The organism is Fibrobacter sp. UWB7 (assembly GCF_900142945.1).
GTDB lineage: Bacteria > Fibrobacterota > Fibrobacteria > Fibrobacterales > Fibrobacteraceae > Fibrobacter.
Window position 1 is genome coordinate 397,562 of record NZ_FRCO01000001.1, and the last position, 22,763, is coordinate 420,324.

A 22,763-nucleotide genomic window follows, 5' to 3' on the forward strand; every position below is an offset into this window, starting at 1 on the left:
ATAGACTATTCTAAGTTGGAGCGTTGTTCGAGTTTTTTTTATTGAATTCATGTTGAAAAGAATTATTTTAAAATAAAGTATCCGTCAAAGAAGGAGAAAATCATGAGCTTTGCAAAAAGTTATAAATTCACGATGATCGCACTTGCTTTGTGTGCGGTCGGTTTCATTGCCTGCTCGGATTCGGACAGTTCTAGTGACGCAAACGGTGAAGACAACGTGCTCTCTATCAAATTGGGTGAGACGCCTGTCAACGGTGGCGTGCTGTTGCTTGGCAAGGGGGAGAGCTTCTATGAACTAAATCTGGAATCCAACGGTGAGTGGCGTATCGAAAATAATTCCACTTTTATCGATTCGGTCTTGCCGGAATCGGGTTTGGGTAATGCGGATGTGAAAATCCATGTGAAAAAGAATGATTCAGAGGGGCAGCGTAAGGGGGAATTACGTGTCGTTTTTCCCAAGGACACTAGTCTGAATACAGTCATTGATTTGAGGCAGATGTATAGCGGAGATTATGAAGATAATGACGCTTCTTTTGATTCTCTTGAAATGGGTGCGATTTTCGCTTGTAGTTTTATGGGACTGTTTAGCAAGGAGGCTGCGTTACAGTGCCTGACGGATGCGTTTGAGAAGAGTGAAAATTATAGGGTTGATCCCCGTGATGGTAAAATGTATAAATTGGAAAAAATCGGCTCGCAACTTTGGATGGCAGAGAATCTTCTGTATGAAACACCGAATAGCTATTGCTATGACGACAATGCGGATAATTGTAAAAAATATGGTCGACTTTACGAATGGGATGCGGCTATGGAGGCGTGCCCCAAAGGGTGGCACTTGCCGAGTAAGTACGAATGGAATGAATTATTTTATGGAATTGTAAAAAATAAGGGCAAGGCTCTCAAATCTACTTCAGACTGGCTGCGCGATGGAAACGGAAGTGATGACTACGGCCTTAACGTTTTGCCTGCAGGTTACAAGGATAGCGAGTATCGTTCCTTAGGTGATATAGCACGGTTCTGGACTTCGACAGATGATCACGGCTATACTGCGTTCTTGGTACGTATAGAAGCGCTTAAAGACGATGCCTATCTGAACGAAGAGGTAAAGTACAACGCAAACAGTGTTCGTTGTCTAAAGGATTAGTTTTTCAGAACAACAAAAATATTCCCTCGTTTGAGGGAATTTTTTTATCATTAAGGTAATGATGTTAAGGCTGTTTTTTGGATTCTTTCTACTATTTTCGCTGTATGCCTGTTCCAACAGCGAATCTGTTTTTGATGCTGTGCAAAATCGCCCGGGCATAGCGAACATTACGCTTGTGGCAAGCGTCAACGGCATTGGCGATAATAGCTATAATGACCAGATATTGGCAGGACTATTCCGGTTTAATGAAGATAGTGGAGTGCCCTTCCGTCTGCTGCAGCCGGAATCTATGGACGAGGCCGATTCACTTGTGCAGGCGTGGCTCAAGGAAAATGCCGACACGGATTCCTCGTTGCTTATCCTGGCGTCTTCGGCGTATGCCGGGTTGGCGCAAAAACTTGACATCCGTTTTTCGGGTGACGGGAACAAGGTCCTGTTGTTTGAGGCCGACTCGGCGGGCTTTCCGCAAGACGTTTATTCATTCTCGATTGACCGCTATGGCGCAAGTTACTTGTCGGGGGCAATTCTGGGCATAAATCCCTGCATGATTTTGGCGGCGGCACCTGGTTTTGCGAGCCTTGAAACATCGATTGATGGCTTTAGGAAGGGCTACGATGCGCATAAGACGATAGCAGATACTTTGGGGGTGGATTATCTTACTTACAATGAAAATGATGAAACGGCTTTTAACAACATTGAATTTGCCTACGTGGCTACTTTTTCGATAACGAATTATATTCTAGATGCGGATAGACCTTCGGCTATTTTTCCTTTGTTGGGGGGCGCTATCAAGGGCGTGCGTCGGGCCTTGATCGATTATCCGAATACGGGACACTTTATGATTGGGATGGATGTTGACCAAAGCGGCGTGTTGCCAAAGGTGCCGTTTACTTTGGTCATTGACATTAAGGGGATTGTTATTCGCTACCTGGAAGAATGGGCTTTGGGTAAGGATTGGCCTCGGTTCCGCTCTTTTGGCTTGGGTGACGGTGCCGCGTCGATTGTGTTTAACAAGAATTTTGACGATACGAAAGAGTTCGAAGCCCGCTATGAAAAGTATTATGACGAAGCGGTTCGCGAGGAGGCTCGCCATGCAAAGAAGTAAGCCTGCTCTGCTTTTGATATGGATGACGGTAGCAATACTTTGCCTTTGCGGCTGTTCTGATAATTCCGCTTCTGCCAAGGCCGATGCGAAAACGCGTAAAATCAGGGTCGCCGTCATGGCGAAATCTTCTGAAATGGCCCGTTGGAAACGCAGCGCCGAATGGGCTTTGGAAAATATGGAAAAAGCTCAGGACGGGCTAGACCAAAAGGTAAAACTGCAACTGGAATTTAAAAACCAGGATGACGCCGATATCGACGTGTATATGGAAAAGGTGGCTCACGATACGGACTATGCGGCCATTGTGGGGCCCACGCGATCGGACAAGGCGTACCGCATGGCGGAACTTTTGAAAAAAAGTACGAAGCCGATTCTTTCGCCCAAGGCATCGAATGTAGAATACCAACGGTTCTTTGCCAATATGCCGAATTTGTGGAACTTGGTTGAAAACGACTTTATGCTGATAGAATCAGCTTTCTCGCATTTGGCTAGTTCTTTTGCGGCTATTTTTAAGAATGAACTGGAACTTACTCTTTTGGCTCCGTCGAGTGAATTGAATGGCGGACTCGTAAGTTCTTATGTCGACTGGATCGGCTTTATGGCCGAAGAATTCGGACTTAAAATTGACAGAATCTTTTTGTACAATGACGAAGCCGAACTGCGGATGCTTACGCAGACTTATTTGGAACGTAAGAAACCGTATAGCGTTTTGTTGTTTGAACCTTATGACGACAAGATGGCGCTAGCTCTTGATGATGAACTGTATCAACAGGGGGTGGCTTCTCGCGGTGGTGCTCATATCATTTGCTCCAGCAATTTTGTTTCGGATTCTATCGTGAAATATCTTCACTATGATTTCTACCGAGGCTTTGATTTGTACGCAAGGCCGGAGTCCGGTTTCGCGCAGGCTTATCGTGAACACTTTAACGACGATATTCTCAATGGCGAGGCACATTTCTTTGATGCCCTGTATATCTTGGCGTATGCCGCGTCTTATTCCATTTCGTCAGGATTGGAGTTGAACGAATCCATTAGAGCGGTGCTCGAAGGTAGAGATGGCGTCGGTGGCGATTGGATGATTGCCGGAATGCAGGAAAACTTCAAGGCGTTGCAGAATGGCCGCTTGCCTGATTTAACGGGTGTATCAAGCTCGTGGACTTTCCGGAATCGGGACAACAGCGTGAGCGGCTCGGTGTATCGCGGATGGAATATTGCCGACCACAAATATGTGACGAATGATTATACCAGCAACGATAATTCGAAACATTCGGTGAATCCGCAGGATAATTGGTTGGATTTTTTTAAGGCCGACGTAGATACGAGCTTTTTCGATAACGCAGATACGAATATTTCTTACAATGACGTTTCAAAACATTGGGCTCTTTTGGTTGCAGCCTCATCGGGCTGGGCAAATTACCGGTTTCAGGCGGACATCTTTGCCATTTACCAGAAACTCAAGAAGATGGGGTACGACGATGACCACATTATCGTGATTGCAGAAGATGACATTGCAAATCATCGTCGCAACCTGTATCCGGGGGAGCTGTTTATCCGTTTGGATGGAGACAATGTCTATGAAAAGGGTGTAGTTGATTACAAATTAAGTTCCGTAACGGCGTCTGACCTAGGAAATATATTAAGGGGAAATTCAAGTGATAAGTTGTCAAAGGTTCTCCGTGCAAAGTCGACCGACAATGTTTTTGTCTTTTGGAGTGGACACGGAATGCCGGGGTATTTGGAATATGGTAAAGACAAGGTTAGTTATGAGCAGATTGTTGCGCTGATAAAAGAAATTCCGCACCGCAAGGTGTTGGTTGCCGTGGAGGCCTGCTATAGTGGTGGACTTGGTGAAACGGCGGAAAAGGCGGATATTCCTGGTATCGTTTTTCTAACAGCGGCGTCGCCTTATGAAACGAGTAAGGCGGATGAACGAAACGAAGAAATGGGCGTATACTTGACGAATAGTTTTACCCGAGGTTTTACGAAGCTGCTTGATGAAACACCCGACGCAACGCTGAGGGACATGTATGTCGAAATCGCAAGTAAGATTTCGGGTTCGCACGTGCAGTTGTACAACGTGAACCATTATGGAAATATCTACAAAGAAACGATAGGTGAATTTTTTGTAATAAAATAAAAACGCAAGCTTGGTTCTTTTTATTTTACGGTTCCAAATAATAATCCGGGCGAATACCGAGAGCCTTTTCGTCAGCTTCTAATTCTGCGGCAGGAACATTTCGACCGACAACGAGCGCCGAATCAAAGCCCGCAATTTTCGCACCATACACGTCTGTTCCAAGCGTATCGCCAATCATCAGCACGCGAGAGCCCACCGGAAGCGAAGCTTTGACACGCTCCCAAATCTGCGGGAAAGGCTTGCCCAAGTAATAGGTTTCACAACCCACGCCCCCATTAGCGTCGCACATGGAATCACGGCGCAAACGTTCCGAGAGTGCGCCCGAAACAGGCTCGCGTTCAGTCTCGCCATTTTCATCAGGGGCTTTCGGAGCCCAAGCATCCGAATTCAGCACGAGAAGGATTGCACCCGGTTTCTGCAAAATCTTGACCGCGCGCACATAAGTTTCTGGCGTGTCTTTCGCAGACGAAATTGCCACAATCGGCTCGGCAGGTTCTGCATCCATTGCAACTGCGGTAATTCCACAAGCTTTCAAAACATTCCTGCCCGATTCACGGCCGATGTAATAGACTTCGCGCAATTCAAGCGGTTTCGAGGAAGTTCCACCCGCGGTTTCGTTCACAATTCCGGCAGCCGCATTTGTCGCGACACCCGAACGCAACTGTTCCACGAGTTTCGGTAGCAAGCTTCCCGACGAAATCGTTTCTTCCGTCGAAAAGTCAAAGCCACGCTTTTCCGCAGCACGAGCCAAAACGCCGTCCACATCGGAAGCGGCATTTGTCACTAGGCGAAGGATTTTACCCGCATGGCGGAGCGACTGAAACCAATCCATCGCACCGGGGTAAACAAATCTATCACGATTGTAGAGGGTGCCGTAGCCGTCAAAACAAAACGCATCGTAGTGGTCCAACAAATCCGCCATGTGAACATGGCGAGGGACTGCACAGGAATAGCTCTGGATCCTATCGGGCAGAGCCCTCCAGGATGGCAATTCAGTTTTGCAAAGAAATGGAGATCCCGGAACTAGTCCGGGATGACATTTAAAGGAGCATGCCTTTTGCGATTCAATAATTTGCTTGTAACGCAGGTAGATTTCTGTTTCGAATTTATCCATAGCGATTATGCGTCGCTACGGAGGATGCCGTAATCGCGACCTTCCACGGGAATCACGAGCTGTAACTTCGAAAGCGTATCGATATGCTTTTCAAAGACGACCTTGAAATCTTCGCCAAGTTCTTCTTCGTCATCGTGATCGAGATTGTAAGCAACGTAGCTGCCATCCGCAAAAATCGATATGCAGCAATCCCACGTGATGTCGCCTTCCTGCGGTTCTTCGTCATCGGCGCGGTCTTTGCTTTCAAGCATCAGAATCGGACGCGGTGCAGGAATCGGTTCCGCATGTCCATTTTCAAAAATAAAGTAATTGCGGCCAATGAGTTCGTGTTCAAGAGCCATCGTACTCGGAACGCGAGCAAACTCACCACGCAAGCGATTAATGTTTCCGAGGTCGTCTTCGTACGGGTCCTGAAAATCTTCGGGCAAGACAATCTGATAGTAATCAAACTTTTTACCGCTAGATGCATAGTTGTCCTGCCATGACTGCGGCGGTTCCGGGCGGATTGTCAAGAAGTCTTCGAAGGCATCCAGAATATCGTTCAAACGGGAAGTCCAGGGTTCGTCCTTCAACTTCTGCACGAGTTCCATAAAACTGCTCAGGCTTTCTTCGCCCGTGATAGACTTCAATTCTTCTTCGTTTTCTGCCATATCAGACCTTCTTTTTGCTCAATAAAAAATCACTGGATTCTTCAGCCCTTTGCAAGGGCTTCAGAATGACGTCACACTAACACTACAAATGTAGAAAAGTATCTGCAATTCAGGATGTGGAGGGAGGTGCCCGCTCAGTGGCCGGCATGACAATGCGAACTTACCACTCTTCCACGGTTTTCACGGTGAGGCTCATGGCAATGTCTTTTTCGTAGTACGCGGGTTCGTTGATGAATATCGGGTAGACCGAGCGGCCGTCCGGTTCGCCCTCGAACAAGATGTCCTTGCCATCAAACGTGCGGAAAAGCTTGTCGCCTTGTCTGAGTTCGCGGTAATCGTGACCGTCCAATTCCGGGTGGATCATCGCCAGTATGGCGCCACCACCCTGCGGCTTCGGGTAGCCCAAGTCACGCAATTGCGTATAAACATCGACCTTAATCGGAGCACGCTTTTGCAACTCGCCACGATTCCATTCCTCTGCGAGTTCCAAATAACGTTTCACGAGCTTTTCGGAGCGTTCAAAAATGGCGGCATTCAGCGTTCCATGCTGCTGCGGACCAATTTCAATGCACACGTCCGCCTTGGCAACCGTTCCAAAGTACGGCGAGGCGCTACGTTCTTCGGGCTGGTAATAAATCCAGGCATCCTCAAATTCTTGCGTGAGCACAGCCGAAGCCTTCATCGTAAACGGATCGCGAGTCGAAAGAATCAGGCAATAGCCCATGTTCGAACCCGTATTGTGCACATCCAGAATCAAGTCCGTGCGCGTGTTCGCACCCTTGGGACCATAAATCTTATTGAGTTCACGAGCGCGGCGGAATTCGTACTGCGCAGGCTCCACAGACATATCCAAGCAAGTCTGAGCAAATGCGCGATTCAAGTCATGGTCACGGTAACGGCGGTTCAGGCGAACCGCTTCCGGATTTGCAAGCACAACATCAACCGTTGCCGATGTACAAAGCGTATTATAACATTCAGGATGAGCCTTCCACTTTTCGACCAGGCTCACGCCCGTGCGTTCGTTGCCATGCGTTCCACCAGCAACGACAATTGTGTTGATTTTACTCATAAATCATCCTTATTTCTTTTCACCTTTTTTCTTGAGCCAGGAGCCACAAAGATACATCGAGAAGATGACACTTGTCACGAGGAACATGAAGATTCCCATGCAAGCGAGGTGCCCAATGCCCTGCAAGCCACGGTGCGTCGTAAAGAGGAAGCCGACAAAGCCTGCAATCGTCGTCATGGAGCTAGCCATCACGTTACGACCCGTCGTGTCAAAGAGCTGACGAAGGGTCATCCCTTCATTGGATTTCGAACACCAAGACGTAATAAAGTGGATTGTCGCATCAATGCCAATACCCAGCGTCATCGGAATCACAATCACGTTGTAGATGCTGATTTTTCCGAATTCAAAGAAGTACGTGAGCGCACCCAAAAGTCCAAGCGTGAGAAGCGCCCCCATGCCAAACGAAACACCTCCCGCCAAGAACATCGAAGGTTTGCGGAACGAAACAATCAACGTGAGGAAAATGACAAGCACAATGACCGATGCCAGGTTAAAGCTATCCGCCTTCACCGATTCAATCACGTCCGAAAGGATGAACTGCGACGAGAACGTGCGCAAGCGTTCGCCATCAAAGTTCCAGTTGCCATAGCGTTCCTGGAAGCGGTGCAAAGCATGGGCATCCCAGCTCGGGAAGTCACCGTAAATAAAGCCAATCTTACCGTAAGAGCCATCCTTTTCACGGAGCAAGTCGAGCGTCCATGCCGGAACATCTTCGGCGGCAAACGGCTTTTCAACTTGAGCAAGTTTGCGGAGCGTCGAGACGTTTACGGAATCATCGCCTTCGGCCTTGTCAAAGACTCTCGCTTCGACCAAGTCACGGATTTCTTCGATGACTTCAAGGCGCTTTTCCTGAGAATCTGCAGGCGGCACAAAGCTCTTGAGCGTGAGGAAGCTACCAAGCAGAGGATCCTTTTCGTCATGGAGTCGAATCATCAACGTGTCATAAAGTTTGTCAAGCTGTTCTGGCTTAGAGCCCATCACCGCCGCAGGCGTCGAAGTCACGGCACGGTTTGTCGCACGAGTAACCTTGGTCGAAATTTTCTGTTCAGCAGCCGGAATCACCTTGTCCTTATGCACACGACGGAGGTTCTTCAAGTTGTGTTCAAAGTCCACATTCGGTGCAAACCAGAGCGCTACGGCACCGAGCACAAAACCAATCAAAGCGGCATGCTTGAAGAAACTGAAAATGCGCTGTTCGCTCCAGGAATCCGGCAACAGAGACTTCTGCGGAGCCGCAGGAATACCGCCCATGCAAGCGACAAAGACCGGCAAAACGAGGACAGACGTCATCATACTGAAGAGCACACCCATCGATGCCACAATGCCGAATTCATAGAAGCCACGGAAGTGTGCGACCAAGAGCGTGAGGAACGCGGCAATCGTCGTGAAGCTCGCCAAAATGAACGGCTTGAGCATCTTGCGCTGCGTTTCTTCGAGAACTTCTTCGAGAGAACTGTACTTGTTCAAAAGTTTCTGCGCATTGCCCAAAATGTGAATAGAATAGTCAATGCCGATACCCAAAATAATCGATGCGACAAACACCGTAAACGGATTCAACTTGCCGTAGAAAAGTGCGGTAAAAGCAAGCGTCGGGAGGCAAGCGTAAAGCACAGAGCCGGTCACTAGAATCGGGCCCTTCACACTCCTGAAGAAGAATGCGGTCAAGAGGAAAATCAAGACAAGGCTAATGCCGAATGAGAAAATACTGTCGTTTGCAACTTCATCAACTTCCTTCAAGCCTTCGTAAGTGCCTTCCACCGTAAAGCGGGTCGGCACCGGGTATTGCTTGCTACGGAAAAACGCCAAAAGTTCATCCGTCTTTGCCAAAATTTTCGTCACAAATTCATAGTCCGTCGAAGGCTTAATCAACTTCGCGTTCACGACAGCGTTAAAGAGAATTTTGCCTGTGCTATCGGGTTCCGGACTACCGATCAAACGATTCTTCAAACTATCCGGAAGGTAAGCCTTCGGGTTCCATTCCTTTTTACCCGTTTCGGTTTCAGCAGGAGCATTTTTCTTGAAGAACGCATCGAATGCACTTACCGCTTCTTCGGGGAGACCGAGTTCCATCGGCAAATTTGCATCGAACCAGACGCGTTCCTTTTTCGAAGTAGCTTCGCCGTTTGCAGAGCTTGCAGAATCCGCCGAACCATCGCCAAGCAGGTCCACAACAAGCGGGCCATTCTTTCGACCGATTTCAAGCTGCAAATCTTCAAGATTATCGCGGATGTTTTCAAGGTGCTTGACCGGGAGGTACAAAAGCGCATTGTCCTTGAAGAACTGGTTATCGTTATCCACCTGCGTCGAGACAAAATCGCCCTGCCAGTTTTTGTGGATGTAATCCTGAATGGAATCCTGCAAAGCGGCGGCAAGTTCCACGCTTTCGCTCTGGATGGCAATCATGAATCGGTCGGTACTGCCGAAACGCTCATAAGATTCTTCGAGAGCCTTCACACTCGGCGTATCTTCGGGCAAGAGGTGCGAAAGGTCAGCGTCGAGTTTCAACCCCGGCTTCACGAGAATCGGAAACGCGAGGAGGAGCGCTAAGAAGAAATAGAAGGTAAGAGCCTTATACTTATTTTTGCAAATGAGTGGAATGTACCACTGCGAAAATTTTTCCGCAAACGATTTTTTTGTATTCATGCGTAGAAATATATTAATAATCTTACAACACACGCACATCGCCATCGGCAAATTCCGACGAACTGCCTAAAAACAGGACTAGTGGGGCAACATGTTGTCGTTACGCAAAAGCGAACGCACAACTTTGCTCGTACCCACAGCACGAGATTTCCAATAAAGCGAAAGCGAATCGGAAACAAGCTCGAAATTGCCATTCTTGCCTTTATAGACTTCATCGGATTCGAGACCGCCCGTGAGCACGGAATCGCGGAAACCGAGATAATAGGCGTTCTGCGTGTAAAATAGCGCAGGCTGTTCTGCCGGGCGTTTTTCGGTCAGCAAATCGTAACCCCAGAAATGATTCGGAGCGCGGACTTGCGCCAAATCGAGAATCGTAGGGCCTATATCGAGCTGCGATGCCACATCTTCGCGGATTTCAAGACCTTTAAACAAGTTCGTATCGGCAGAGAAAATGCCCATGAAAATCTGCGCAGCTGCAACGCCAAGCGGCTGCGGGACCTTGTAATCAATGGAATCGACAGGTGTATCGTGGTCGCCAAGAACCACAACCACAGTGCGGTCAAAATCGGGGCGTTCGTAAAGCGCTTCAAAGAATCTGCCCATCTGTTCGTCCGTATAGCGGAGCGCATTCTTGAAACGCACCATCGCGTCTTCGGGCTTGGCAGCGTAACTATCCGGGTAGCCGTAGAACGGAATGTGGGTTGCTATCGTATTCGCCGCCAAGAACCAAGCGCTATCCGTCGGCATTGTCTTAAGCATTTCAATCGCCAAATCCATGCCCAAGCTGTCCGAAGTTCCCAGAATTTTCGGTTCTTCGGCGACACGCCAATTATCGCCGTAAAAGCGTTCCACAAAAGGCAACGTATGGTCAAACACCGGATTCGAAACGGTCATATACGCGCGATGATAATTTGTCAGATATTCCTGGAATCCCTTGAAATGATTCGAGGCATAGAAAGCAGGCACATCGCGGTTCGGGTGTGACGGGAATCCGAGATAAGTCGAAGTTGTCCCACGCACCGTCGGGTAGCTCCCGCTGAACGCATTCTTGAACCAAAGCCCACCCACATTCGCCATTTTCCACAAAGCAGGCGCTATCGTAGTATCGCCTTCGAGCATCTGGTTCAGCACGCGACCCTTGTAAGATTCACCGAAAATAAAGACGATGTTATACGGCCTTGTCGCCTTGAATTCGTGCTGCGAAGCATCACGATATCCCGGGTAATTTTTGTCCGAGCGAGCACTAGCAAAATCGGCAGGCAAAAAAGCATCCAAATCTTGGATAAGTTCATCTGTAATGGAATAGCCATCTCGGAAAAATTCAAAAGTTTCAAGGCCTGCAATGTGCAACACCGGAGCCGTAAGCGTGTACTTTCCGAGCGTAAAACGCCAATCGATTTGAAACGGGAAATTCGTAACGCCACGAGCGCCAATAATGAACAAAAGCAACGGAATCAGCGAAAGCGTCAATCCCGAAGAGAGCATCGTGACTGCAATTCTCTTGTTCGGCTTTTGTGCAATCGCAATTTGAGCCATCGTCATGCGCTTTTGACGCATGGAATACGTCACACAAAATGCGATGCCACCCGCCAAAATGAGGAAAATAAGTCCAACCCACAAAACCGTTCCAAAACCATCGCCACCAAGCGTCGAGACCGTCGTAGCATCGGTGATATTGGAAATATGGAAATAGGTACGGATAAACGAATACGAAAGGCGTTGGTGATTAAAGCGGAAGACCTCGTAATCGGCGATTGCAAAGAAAAAGTAAAATACGTAAAATACGGCAAGCGCACGCGGACTCTTCAGGAACGTGAAGATGGAAGACATCACGAGAATAGCGCCGTACGCCATGAAAATCTGCCAAATCGTCTTGCCCGCAAACATTTCGGACATCGAAAGCCCAAGCGGATCCGGCAACGCATAGAACAGGACAAGCATAACCGTCTGCAACAAAAAAGCCACAGACGTAATCAAGATAAACGGATTTTTGAAAAGCTGTTTAATCATCATACCAACGCAGAAAAATTCACATAAATAATAACAAAAACCACCGCACTTCATTTGTTCATTTGTGCAGTTTTTACTATATTTGGGCGCATGGATTTTGGAAGTTATGGTAAGACATGGTGGGCAAACAAGTGGCTAAACTCGATTCTTGCAACGGCAAGCGAGCAAGCTATTTTGCAGGGAATCAAGTTCGCCACCCGTGGTCAAGTCACAAGCATCGATATCGTTGACAACCGCGTGATTTCTGTGGTAAAGGGTCCGAATGGCGGGCTCCACAACAACTACATCGTCTTCCCGAAATTTTCTAAAGAATCTTCCGAAATTTTCGTGAACTTTTTGAAGCAGCAGCCTGCGGAACTTTTGGCGTTGAACAACAAGGCGCTTAGCCCTTCGCTTGAACTCCTGATGAGCAAAAGCGGTCTCCAACTTTTCGATGACCCCGCCAAAGTCAACATGGGTTGCGACTGCCGCGATGAACGCCCATGCAAATACCTCATTGCCACGTTTTTGAAAATCGCAGAACAGGCAGACAAAGAGCCTAACGTCCTTTTCAAGATTCACGGACTCGACCTGGAATTTATCAAGGACTACAAGCCGGACGCGATGGAAATGGAAGCGCCCAGCGAAGTAAATCTCGTGAGGTCGTTCAGCAAGGCCACTAGACTCGTTGGGAATGCTGCAAGTACGGATGCTGCGGGAGCTTCGGGAAATGCCGTCGGGAATGCATCCGCAAACGGGAATGTCGCAGGAAGTAATGGGGAAAGCGCAGATAGTGCTGTTGCGAGAAGCGCCGGAGAAAGCGATGAACGCGAGGCCCAAAACGCCGCCGAACTTTCTCACGCAGAAGACGCGAGCGCAAGTCTATTTGGTGGATATAAAGGCTCGGGCCGCGAATCGCAAAACAGCATTCCGCCCAAGCAACTGCCAACATTCGATTTCAAGAGCTGGAAAGACTACTCGCACATTCTGCCCGCGATGTTACAGAACTTCCCGAAGTTCTGCCCCGCCGGAAATTTCCGCAAGAGTTTTACCGACGAACTAGAATCGTGCCATAAGTTCTTTACCGACTTCGAAAATTTTGACGCATTCTCGGAACAGTTCCGCGTGAATAACGCAAAGACGTTCCTGATGGAAAACGAACAACTGCGACTGTTCCACAAGCCCGGATGGCATTGGAATTTTGAGCAGTCCATGGCAGACAAGGTCATCAATAGCAACCTCACCGTCACAAACGTGATGGGCGCACTTTGCTGTCTCAGCGCCGGGAATTTTTCGTGGCACCATTACTCCGTGCGTTATTTACACTTGATGTTGCAAGTGGCATTTTATCTTGTGCGCACCGGAGCGATTTATCCGCAAGTTTTCTGGATCGGGAAAGACGTAGCACAGATGCGCTGGCTCCCCGCCGAAATGCTCCCCGAGATTCTGTACATTGTCGCAGACCTTGAAGTCACCGCCCCGAGAGAACTCGCGTGGACAAGCAAAGAAGAAGCCTTCTTTGAAATTGCGGAGCCCGCCGAGCACATTCTTTCGCTGTTCATCTCGCAGCTTTTAAAATTCGCGCGCAAATACAAGACACCGCTCAAGACGAATCACGGCAACTTGCTCTCGTTCTTTTTCGATAGCGTTTCAGGAAAGCTCGCAAACAACGCACATGCCATTCCAGGAAAAATCCAGCAATGGCTCTCGGTGTATTCTTGCCTTGGTTGCCGCACGCAGATTCTCTTTGTCTGTAGCGAAATGGATGAAGATGTGGCGCTGGACGTTTTTGTGCTAGACGAAGACGCTGCGAGTGCTGCCGGAAATATCGCAAGACGCACGCCGCTTTCGGAACTTTTTGAAAACAACGACTCGCGTTTGCTCTCAATTATGAGCGTTCTGAACGGCATTGCCGATGGTTTCAAGCCGCTTGATGCATACTTGGAACGCCGTGCGAGCGAACCAATTTTGATGCGAGGCGCTGAACTTCTCGACTTTTTACAGGATTGCCTCAAAAAACTCCAACTGTTCGGCATCCAGACGGAAATTCCAAAGAATTTGTTGAACATCGGTAAGCCAAAGCCCAAGATGCGCTTGCAAGGCAGCATGAGCTTTGGAGCTTTTACTGCCGGCGACCTGCTCGACTTTGATTGGGAAATCGCCATCGGCGATGAAAACATTTCGGCAAAGGAATTCTTGGAACTCGCCGAACAAGCGGACGGACTTTTAAAATACAAGTCCAGTTACGTGCAAATTACCGAACAGGATTTGCAATCCATCCGCGATAAAATTGAAGGAAAGTCCAGCGATTCCGCGAAAAACAGCAAAGGCAAAAAAGCAGCTAGGGATGATGCGGGAACGTCTTCTGAAAATGCCGCGGAAAACGCCGCGACCTCCACAGACGAAATCCTCGAAGAAGATTCCGCTCCGGAAATCACGCAAGCCAAACTCGTACAAGCGTGCTTCACCGGCGAATGCGACAACATCCCGGTCGAAATGGCGAGCGATTTCAAGCAACAGTTCGACGCCTGGCGCGCCGAAACAGAAATTCCGTTGCCCGAAAATTTGAACGCGACACTCCGCCCCTACCAAATGCGCGGCTACTCCTGGATGTACAAGAATCTGGAAATCGGATTCGGTTGCATTCTCGCCGATGACATGGGCCTTGGCAAGACGCTACAAGTCATTACGTTCCTCCTCAAGATGAAACAAGAGGGTAAATTTGCGGAGAAAAAAGCCATTGTCGTAATGCCCGCTGGCCTCCTTTGCAACTGGCAAGTCGAAATCAAGAAGTTCGCACCGGAGCTCACGTTCTTTGCATACCATGGAGGCCGCCGCGACCTACAAAAGTTCAGCGCCGACGTATTGCTCACGACATATGCCACGTTCCGCAAGGACTTTGCCGAACTCGACAAGCACGAATGGCAAACGATTATCATCGACGAAGCACAAAACATCAAAAATGCCGATAGCGAACAGAGTAAATTGCTCCGTCGCATGCGCGCCCCGATGAAAATCGCGATGAGCGGCACCCCGGTCGAAAACCGCCTCATGGAATTCTGGACCATCATGGATTTTGCGAACCACGGGTTCTTCCCGAGTGCAAGCGAATTCCGAGAAAAGTTCGAAACGCCGATTCAAAAGAACGGCAACCAAATCGTTGCCGAAACGTTCCGCAAAATCACAGCACCGTTCATGCTGCGCCGCCTCAAGACCGACAAGAGCATCATCAGCGACTTGCCCGACAAAATCATCCAGGACGAATACGCCGAACTCACGCGCTCACAAGCTGCCCTTTATCAAAAAACGCTCGAACACTTTATGCAAGAGCTTGAGATGGAGCAAGCCCTCAGCGAAAAGGCAAACGATGCCCACGCACTATTCAAGCGCAAGGGCATTATTTTGCAGATGATTCTTGCCCTCAAGCAAATCTGCAACCACCCCGCCACATTCCTGAAAGGCCTCGCCGCAACCTCAGCACAAGACGCCGCGGCAGTCCCTACAGAAAGCGCCGCGCCCCAAAAGTCCAATAAGCTCGAATCCGGCAAGATGCAAATGCTCTTGGACCTTCTCACCTCCATCCAAGAGCAAGGCGAAAAGACGCTCATTTTCACACAATTCGCCGAAATGGGCAACCTGCTGAAATCAACCATCGAAAGCGAACTCGGCCTCCGCACGCATTTCTACCACGGCGGTTGCACACAAACGCAGCGCTCCGAAATGATCCAGGATTTCCAAGAAAATCCAGACTGCAAAGTGCTCATTCTCTCGCTCAAGGCTGGTGGCACCGGACTCAACCTCGTCGCAGCCTCGCAAGTCATCCATTATGATTTGTGGTGGAACCCCGCCATCGAAGCGCAAGCCACCGACCGCGCCTTCCGTATCGGGCAAAAGCGCAACGTCCAAGTCCACCGATTTATTACCAAAGGCACCTTCGAAGAGAAAATCAACTCTCTCCTCGAAACCAAAAAAGCCATCGCCAACTTGACCGTGAACGCCGGCGAAACATGGCTCGCCGACATGGACGACAAGCAACTCGCCGAAGTCTTCTGCCTGGACAATACGATTGTGTAGAAATTTCAATCGAAGCCTATATTATATTTAAATCCAAACAGCAAAAAGTTGAGGAAAAATGCGGCGCAAGGACAGAGAAGTTTTAGGCGACGAAAACATCGCAAAGATTATCGAACAATGCACAACTTGCCATGTTGCATTGATGGACGATGACAATGCAAGCATGCCCTACGTGATTCCATTGTCATTCGGATACAGCCTTAACAGCGGTGTTCTGGAACTGTATTTCCATTGTGCACATGTCGGCAAAAAGCTCGACTGCATCCGCAAAAATCCGAATGTCGCATTCAGCATGTGCGTTGAAAACCGCATCGAAATTCACGAAGACGTTTATTGCAAAAGCGGGCGCTTTTATGCAAGCGTTGTCGGGCAAGGCAAAGCTGAAATCGTCGAAGACATCGCCGAAAAATGCCGTGGACTCTCGCTCCTAATGAAACGACAAGCCGCCAAAGCGCCGCAATCCGCAAGTTTCACGCATTCCATGCAATCCGCCTCACCACACCAATTCGAATTCACACCCGAACAAGCCGCCACCGTGACCGTTTTCAAGATAACGAGCACTAACTTTACCGGAAAAGCGAAAAACGACAAGGCACAAAAGTGCTAGAAAAATCCTAGCACGCTACACATTTAGTCCTTGACACAACGAACAGAAAAGCCACTGCTCTTGCCGAAGTCGAATGTGCTTATTGCCGCGTTACCGTATTTGGACAAGTACATGTAGTACGCAGTCAAGTTATCGACCTCTGTAGAACTCCAGAAGTACGCATAGTCGCCCGTGCCCTCGTGATTATAACAGTCGCCCGAGCCATAGGGACCAACACTGATACCGCTGTAGCCAACAGGCAACGCCGAAAACGAGAAATCATCCGTATTGCCGTAATTATTCCAATCGGTTGTGGACTTGAGTCTTGTATCGATGTGTGCCAGTGGGTCGCCGAGTTTGACTGCATTGAATAGGGTACTCCACTCGTCTTGGCTTGGCAGGTGCCAACCACTAGGGCAAGCCGTTGTCGCCACATCCCACGTGTACAGGCGACCACCGTACTCGGCGCATTTTGCGCAGTAGCTCTGGGTGAAGTAGCCACCTGGTGCGTAGTTCACATTTACGGTCTTCATCTCGGCGCATCTAACGCAGCAGCTGCCTTTTGTTTCGTAGTTCAGATTTTCGGCCATCCATGTCTGCGAACCGATGACAACCGTTTTATAGACCTGCCCATCGCGAGAATCAGTGAATGGGATTATTTCCGCAGCCTGAATTGGAGACGTGCCCACAGAATCTGACGAAGAATCCCCACACGCCCACAGCAACAGAACAGGAGCAAATAACAAAATTTGTTTGGTCATAACACTACACCTTAGCCAAAGCACTACTAAATGTAAAAAAGAGCGATACATTGTCAAGTTTTTATTTTCGCTCATGTGTTTTACGATAGCACATGTTCCGTTTTGGAACATGTGAAAAAAAGGCAACTCGTAAAGATTATTTACAAGTTGCTCATGATGGAAAACTCTCTACTCCGCCCAATGGTTTCCGTTGTAATTCTTGGCGGTGTCCGCATCCATTCCAATTTGGCGCACCAAATCTTCGATGCTTGCGAATTTTTTTTCGGGGCGCAAGAAGGCGAGCAAGTCCAGCGCTAAATGCTGGCCGTAAATGTCTTCGTTAAAGTCAAGCAGATACGCTTCGACCGCAAGGTTATGCGTTCCGGGCGTTGTCGGTTGCGTTCCGATGTTCACGACAGAGCGGTAAATGCGACCATCCGAAAGTCTAGCGCTTGCAACATACACGCCGCCTTTCGGCAAGAACTTGAACTGTTCCATCTGCACATTAGCCGTCGGGAATCCGATCGTATGTCCAAGGCGTTTGCCGACCACAACCGTTCCTGACAAGCGATACGGGCGTCCCAAATATGTCTGTGCGCGGTCCACATCGCCGTTCAAGAGCGCATTGCGCACCGCAGAAGAGCTCACGCGTTCGCCCTTGTGCAACACCATCGAAAGCATCTGCGTCGAAAGTTCCGGGAACGCAGCGGTAATCGTCTCGTAATTGCCCTTGCCGCCAGCGCCAAAGCAATGGTCATGACCAAAGAACATCGAAACGACTTCACGCTTTTCAATCAGTTCCGTGCGGACAAATTTATCAAACGGGAGTTTAGCCAATTCACTCGTGAACGGCAGCACCAAAAATTCGAGGCCAAAGCTTTCGATAAATTCACGCTTTTCTTCGGTCGTCGTGAGGAGCAGCGGATCGCCCGGCCCACGCAAAACATAATTGGAATGGGGTTCAAAGCTGATGACTGTCGGCTGCAAATGGTTCACTTCCGCAACCGCCTTGAGCGTGCGAAAAAGCGCCTGATGCCCCAAATGGCATCCATCAAAATTACCCATTGTCACAGCGCGTTTCATTTAATCATCACCTAAAAAGAACTTGGGGCAAATGCGGCCCGGGTCATAAACGCCAAGCCCAATCACAGCGCCATCTTTATCGGCGGTAAAGACAAACTTTTCCGCCCCTGGCGTCGTGCTTAAATTTTCAACAGGAGTGCGCCACGGCACCCAATTTCCTAAACGAATTGCTTTCACCTGGTCGTCATTCAAGCGGACAACCGGGAAATCAAGCACCTGGTCCACAGGGAGCAAATGTTCCGGCGTGAGAGCGTCCCCGCGAACAGCACGATCCACAGTCACATCACCAATGCGATGACGACGGATCATCGAGACGCAGCCGCACGTTCCGAGCGCACGAGCCAAATCACGCCCGAGCGAACGGATGTACGTTCCCTTGCTGCAGTTGCATTCCAAATCAAACGTAGCAAAGCTCTTGCCCGTGCAGCCTTCCGTCACAAGCCCCTCGCCCACGACTTTGAGCGATTCGATATGAATGCGGCGAGGCTTGAGTTCAATCTCACGACCACGATTCGCCAAGTCGCTTGCGCGATGGCCGTTAATTTTCACTGCACAGTAATTCGGCGGAACCTGGTCAATGTCGCCAATGAACTGCGGCAAAACCGCTTCGAGGTCCGCACGGTTTACTGTATGGATCCTATCGCCTTCGGCTCCAGGATGACAACCCATCTTATCCTGTTCCACGACTTCCCCGTCCCATTCCAGGGTGTCGGTTTCGTAGCCAAGGTGGAGCCTGAACGTATAGCACTTGTCCTTCGCCTCAATGTAGGGCAAAAGGCGCGTTGCACGACCAGTGGCAGCAATAATGAGCCCGCTTGCACGCAAATCGAGCGTACCCGCGTGGCCCACGCGTTTAGTACAAAAGACCCTTTTCAGAGGGAAAAGGGCCTTAAAAGATGTTTCACCTGCAATTTTGTCCAAGAGGACGAAGCCGGAAGAGGACAATTAAAGTTCCCCTTTCTGCTTCAGTTCTGCAAGGATTTCTTCAATGTGCATGGCATGTTCGAGATTTTCGTCAAGAACGAACTTGAGCTCCGGAACCTTGAAAATCTTCAAGGCCTTGCCCAAGACGCCACGGATAAAGCCGGCGGAATTGTTGAGTCCGACAAGCGTATCGCGCTTTTCTTTATCGGAACCCATCACCGAGACGAGGGCCTTTGCATAACTCAGGTCTTCGGTAATGTCCACACGGGTAATGCTCGCGAGAGTGCTCACGCGCGGATCCTTCAAGCCCTTCTGGATGAGCTTGGAGATCTCTTCGCGGAACTGCTCGCCTAATCTATCGGTTCTACGAGTCATTAAGCGTTTTCCTTCGCTGCGGCAGCTTCTTCAGCAGCCTTCTTTGCCTTTTCTTCAGCTTCTTCGCGGGCAACGTCTTCCAACGTACGGGCAACCTTGACTTCCTTGAAGAAGATGAGGCTGTCGCCTTCCTTGATATCGTCGTAACCCTTGAGGCCGATACCGCACTCGAAGCCACGAGCGACAGACTTGACGTCGTCCTTCATACGCTTCAAGGACTGAACCACGGTCGTACCGAGTTCGATACCATTGCGGTAAACGCGGACATGGCTCGTGCGGTCGACTTCGCCATCGGTAACCATACAGCCAGCGATGAGACCAACCTTCGGGACCTTGAACACCTGGCGGATTTCGGCTTCGCCAACGAGTTCTTCGCGCATGATCGGCTTGAGGAGGCCTTCCACAGCGTTCTTAATATCTTCAATGCAGTCGTAAATCACGCGGTAGTTGCGGATTTCGATGCCTTCCTTCTGGGCCATTTCGCGGACAGCGAGAGACGGCATAAGGTGGAAGGAAATAATGATTGCCTGTGCGGTCGTTGCAAACAGGATATCGGATTCCGTAATCGTACCCACACCCTTGCGGATGATGTTGACACGGACTTCCTTGTTGGTAAGCTTTTCGAGGGAAGCGGCAAGAGCTTCTGCAGAACCACCCACGTCGGCCTTGACGATGAGGTTGAGTTCGGAGAGCGTACCTTCCTTCTTTGCGTTGAAGGAGTTTTCGAGAGAGACCGTCTTACGGGCGCGAAGATCGCGTTCACGAGCGGCCATACGGCGCTTGGAAGCAATTTCACGTGCGGTCTTTTCGTCTTCCACCACGACAAGTTCGTCACCGGCCTGCGGAGTACCGTCAAAGCCGAGCACCTGACACGGAGCAGACGGAGGAGCTTCCTTCATCTGTTCACCGCGTTCGTTAAACATGGCACGGACACGGCCAGCGTAGATACCGCAAACAAACGGGTCACCCACATGGAGCGTACCGTTCTGCACGAGAATCGTAGCCATGGAACCCTTACCCACGTCGAGCTTGGATTCAACGACAGCGCCACGGGCGTGCGTATCCGGATTGGCCTTAAGTTCAAGAATTTCAGCTTCGAGAGCGAGCGTTTCGAGGAGGACATCCATGCCCTGACCTGTACGTGCAGAAACTTCGATACAGCTGGTCTGACCGCCCCACTGTTCGACTTCCACACCGCGTTCTGCGAGCTGGGCGCGAATCTTGTCCGGGTTTGCGGTCGGGAGGTCCATCTTTGTAATGGCAACGACCATCGGGACATTTTCGCGCTTTGCAAGTTCAATACATTCAACCGTCTGCGGCATCACCATGGAGTCTGCTGCCACGACGAGAACGATAACGTCGGTCACCTGGGAACCGCGAGCACGCATAGCACTGAAGGCTTCGTGACCCGGAGTATCGAGGAAGGTAACCTTGCCCTGCTTGGTGGTGACTTCGTATGCACCGATGTGCTGCGTAATGCCACCCGATTCGCCGGACACCACGTGGGTCTTACGAATCCAGTCGAGGAGAGAAGTCTTACCGTGGTCAACGTGGCCCATGACGGTAACCACCGGATGACGCGGCTGGAGATTTTCCTGAGATTCTTCCTCAATGCCGAGAGCTTCTTCTTCGTATTCTTCCATCAGCTGAGCTTCGTAACCGAATTCATCAGCCAAAATCTGGATCGTTTCGAAATCAAGGCGAGCATTAATGGTCACCATCATGCCCATTTCCATGCACTTTGCAATGACGCGTGCCGGCATCTGGTCCATGAGACCTGCGAGTTCGCCCACGGTAATGAAGTCAGAAGTCTTGAGAATCTTCTTTTCTTCACCCGAGTTGTTTTCGGAATGTTCCTTGTGATAAACTTTCTTGACCGGGTTCTTGGAGAGAGATGCCATCACGCGGGAAACGTTCTGACGAACGGCTTCCTGCTGCTGTTCCCTCTGCATTTCCTGACGGTCCTTAGTATTGCTACGGCGGTTCTTGTCGTTGCCATGACGGCCGTTCTGACCCTTGCCATTGCCCTTACCGTTCTGGTTGTTCTGACCGAGAGACTGGTTATTGTTGTTGGAAGCATTGAAAGCTTCCTGCATGGAACCGCTGGAGAAACCACCGTTACGACCGGTATAGCCGCGGCTACTGCTGCTAGCGTTACCGCCGTTCGGGCGACGATTATTGTTGTTATTGTTGCGGTTATCGTTACCGCCATTGCCGTTGTTCGAGAGACGGCCAAACGTACCCGTGTAACCCTGGCCATTGCCGCCATTGCGGTTTCCACCATTCGGGCGATGGTTGTTGCGAGCGGCCTGAGCCTGCTGGCGAGACTTTTCGATACGGGCAAGGATTGCTGCATCGGGCTTGAAGACCTGAGCCTTCATCGGCGGCTGCTTGAGTTCCGTCGTAGCAGACATCATAGTCGGCTGCGGAGCAGCGGGCTTTGCGACGGCCGGAGCGGCAGGCTTTGCAGCCGGAGCAGGAGCAGCGGGCTTCGGAGCGGCTTGTGCAGGCGCCGGGGCGGCAGGCTTTGCCTGAGGGGCCGGGGCCGGTGCGGGAGCGGCGGGCTTAACAGCCGGAACAGCAGGTGCTGCGGGTGCTGCTGCAGGTGCTGGAGCCGGGGCAGCCGGCTTCGGTGCCGGAGCGGCAGGCTTTGCAGCCGGAGCAGGTGCGGCAGGCTTCGGTGCAACTTGTGCAGGTGCCGGAGCAGCCGGTTTTACAGCAGCCGGAGCAGCGGGCTTTGCAATCGTGGATTTCAATTCCGGTTTAGCAGTAGGCTTCGGAGCCTCCTTGCGGGGACCCGGGCCTTTCTTGAGGCTCACCTTCAAGCCAAGTCTGTTCGTCGCAACCGACGTTTCCTTCTTCTTTGCAGGAGCGGAAGCGGAAGAATCAGATTCAGAAGCGGTAGGCCTCTTGAGATTCTTGTTGCGGGCATCCTGCTTCTGTTTTTCGGCAGCGGCAGCATCCTCGATTTTAGCAAAGTCTGCCATATCCAATTTGGACATATGGGTACGAACTGCAACGCCTGCATCGCGGAGCAGCTTCATCACCACATCAACCTTCAATCCATGAGCATCTGCCCAATCCTTAGGTTTCATTTGAGATTCATTCGTCATGAATAGCCTATTCAATTCCTTTTC

Annotated in this window: 15 protein-coding genes; 5 read left to right on the top strand and 10 right to left on the bottom strand. The window is 50.0% G+C overall.

What is annotated here, in order from left to right:
- Positions 1-102 precede the first annotated feature (102 nt).
- Genes BUC30_RS15735 through BUC30_RS01665 form a run of 3 tightly spaced genes read left to right on the top strand, consistent with a single transcriptional unit; the run spans position 103 to position 4,379 of the window.
- A complete protein-coding gene (locus BUC30_RS15735) occupies positions 103-1,140 on the top strand; it encodes an FISUMP domain-containing protein (protein WP_083555456.1) in 1,038 nt (345 codons plus the stop codon).
- A gap of 58 nt (positions 1,141-1,198) precedes the next feature.
- Positions 1,199-2,245 carry a type 1 periplasmic-binding domain-containing protein gene (locus tag BUC30_RS16015; protein WP_073423235.1) on the top strand — a complete coding sequence of 349 codons (1,047 nt, stop codon included), beginning with the start codon at positions 1,199-1,201 and terminating at the stop codon, positions 2,243-2,245.
- A complete protein-coding gene (locus BUC30_RS01665; RefSeq protein ID WP_073423236.1) occupies positions 2,232-4,379 on the top strand; it encodes a C13 family peptidase in 2,148 nt (715 codons plus the stop codon). Before BUC30_RS16015 ends, BUC30_RS01665 begins: the two co-directional genes overlap by 14 nt.
- Before the next feature lie 25 nt (positions 4,380-4,404).
- On the opposite strand, the gene BUC30_RS01670 is transcribed toward BUC30_RS01665, so the two are convergent.
- From BUC30_RS01670 to BUC30_RS01690, 5 genes are all read right to left on the bottom strand, one after another.
- Complete coding sequence (locus BUC30_RS01670; RefSeq protein ID WP_073423237.1) at positions 4,405-5,493, bottom strand: HAD-IIA family hydrolase; 1,089 nt, start codon at positions 5,491-5,493, stop codon at positions 4,405-4,407.
- 5 nt (positions 5,494-5,498) lie between these two features.
- Positions 5,499-6,143: a hypothetical protein gene (locus BUC30_RS01675; RefSeq protein WP_073423238.1), complete on the bottom strand. Its 645-nt coding sequence runs from the start codon at positions 6,141-6,143 to the stop codon at positions 5,499-5,501.
- 160 nt (positions 6,144-6,303) lie between these two features.
- Entirely contained in the window at positions 6,304-7,212 is a 909-nt protein-coding gene (locus tag BUC30_RS01680; RefSeq protein ID WP_073423239.1) for an aspartoacylase, read from the bottom strand.
- Between the two features lie 9 nt (positions 7,213-7,221).
- Complete coding sequence (locus tag BUC30_RS01685; RefSeq protein ID WP_073423240.1) at positions 7,222-9,855, bottom strand: efflux RND transporter permease subunit; 2,634 nt, start codon at positions 9,853-9,855, stop codon at positions 7,222-7,224.
- 78 nt (positions 9,856-9,933) lie between these two features.
- Positions 9,934-11,868: an LTA synthase family protein gene (locus BUC30_RS01690; protein WP_244536431.1), complete on the bottom strand. Its 1,935-nt coding sequence runs from the start codon at positions 11,866-11,868 to the stop codon at positions 9,934-9,936.
- 87 nt (positions 11,869-11,955) lie between these two features.
- Here BUC30_RS01690 and BUC30_RS01695 point away from each other — a divergent pair, with 87 nt between their 5' ends.
- Positions 11,956-15,918: an SNF2-related protein gene (locus BUC30_RS01695; RefSeq protein WP_073423241.1), complete on the top strand. Its 3,963-nt coding sequence runs from the start codon at positions 11,956-11,958 to the stop codon at positions 15,916-15,918.
- A 58-nt stretch (positions 15,919-15,976) separates the two neighbouring features.
- Positions 15,977-16,525 (top strand): pyridoxamine 5'-phosphate oxidase family protein, encoded by a 549-nt coding sequence (locus tag BUC30_RS01700; RefSeq protein WP_073423242.1) that lies wholly within the window; start codon positions 15,977-15,979, stop codon positions 16,523-16,525.
- Positions 16,526-16,548: 23 nt separating this feature from the next.
- On the opposite strand, the gene BUC30_RS01705 is transcribed toward BUC30_RS01700, so the two are convergent.
- The 5 genes from BUC30_RS01705 to infB all read right to left on the bottom strand — a co-directional run bounded on the left by BUC30_RS01705 (position 16,549) and on the right by infB (position 22,721).
- Entirely contained in the window at positions 16,549-17,265 is a 717-nt protein-coding gene (locus BUC30_RS01705; RefSeq protein ID WP_015732252.1) for a fibrobacter succinogenes major paralogous domain-containing protein, read from the bottom strand.
- Positions 17,266-17,433: 168 nt separating this feature from the next.
- Positions 17,434-18,327, bottom strand: a complete 894-nt coding sequence (gene ribF / locus BUC30_RS01710; RefSeq protein ID WP_073423243.1) for a riboflavin biosynthesis protein RibF — start codon at positions 18,325-18,327, stop codon at positions 17,434-17,436.
- A complete protein-coding gene (truB, locus tag BUC30_RS01715; RefSeq protein ID WP_073423244.1) occupies positions 18,328-19,272 on the bottom strand; it encodes a tRNA pseudouridine(55) synthase TruB in 945 nt (314 codons plus the stop codon).
- Positions 19,273-19,626: a 30S ribosome-binding factor RbfA gene (rbfA, locus tag BUC30_RS01720; RefSeq protein WP_014546935.1), complete on the bottom strand. Its 354-nt coding sequence runs from the start codon at positions 19,624-19,626 to the stop codon at positions 19,273-19,275.
- The gene (infB, locus tag BUC30_RS01725) at positions 19,626-22,721 is read right to left on the bottom strand and encodes a translation initiation factor IF-2 (protein WP_244536432.1); all 3,096 of its coding nucleotides are present in this window, start codon (positions 22,719-22,721) and stop codon (positions 19,626-19,628) included. Before infB ends, rbfA begins: the two co-directional genes overlap by 1 nt.
- Positions 22,722-22,763 lie beyond the last annotated feature (42 nt).

Bases quoted from the DNA above. Each gene is read 5' to 3' on its own strand.
- BUC30_RS01685 (WP_073423240.1), bottom strand. From the start codon at position 9,855: ATGAATACAAAAAAATCGTTTGCGGAAAAATTTTCGCAGTGGTACATT.
- BUC30_RS01690 (WP_244536431.1), bottom strand. From the start codon at position 11,868: ATGATGATTAAACAGCTTTTCAAAAATCCGTTTATCTTGATTACGTCT.
- BUC30_RS01695 (WP_073423241.1), top strand. From the start codon at position 11,956: ATGGATTTTGGAAGTTATGGTAAGACATGGTGGGCAAACAAGTGGCTA.
- BUC30_RS01675 (WP_073423238.1), bottom strand. From the start codon at position 6,143: ATGGCAGAAAACGAAGAAGAATTGAAGTCTATCACGGGCGAAGAAAGC.
- BUC30_RS01700 (WP_073423242.1), top strand. From the start codon at position 15,977: ATGCGGCGCAAGGACAGAGAAGTTTTAGGCGACGAAAACATCGCAAAG.
- BUC30_RS01670 (WP_073423237.1), bottom strand. From the start codon at position 5,493: ATGGATAAATTCGAAACAGAAATCTACCTGCGTTACAAGCAAATTATT.
- infB (WP_244536432.1), bottom strand. From the start codon at position 22,721: ATGAAACCTAAGGATTGGGCAGATGCTCATGGATTGAAGGTTGATGTG.
- BUC30_RS01680 (WP_073423239.1), bottom strand. From the start codon at position 7,212: ATGAGTAAAATCAACACAATTGTCGTTGCTGGTGGAACGCATGGCAAC.
- BUC30_RS01705 (WP_015732252.1), bottom strand. From the start codon at position 17,265: ATGACCAAACAAATTTTGTTATTTGCTCCTGTTCTGTTGCTGTGGGCG.
- ribF (WP_073423243.1), bottom strand. From the start codon at position 18,327: ATGAAACGCGCTGTGACAATGGGTAATTTTGATGGATGCCATTTGGGG.
- rbfA (WP_014546935.1), bottom strand. From the start codon at position 19,626: ATGACTCGTAGAACCGATAGATTAGGCGAGCAGTTCCGCGAAGAGATC.
- BUC30_RS01665 (WP_073423236.1), top strand. From the start codon at position 2,232: ATGCAAAGAAGTAAGCCTGCTCTGCTTTTGATATGGATGACGGTAGCA.
- BUC30_RS16015 (WP_073423235.1), top strand. From the start codon at position 1,199: ATGATGTTAAGGCTGTTTTTTGGATTCTTTCTACTATTTTCGCTGTAT.
- BUC30_RS15735 (WP_083555456.1), top strand. From the start codon at position 103: ATGAGCTTTGCAAAAAGTTATAAATTCACGATGATCGCACTTGCTTTG.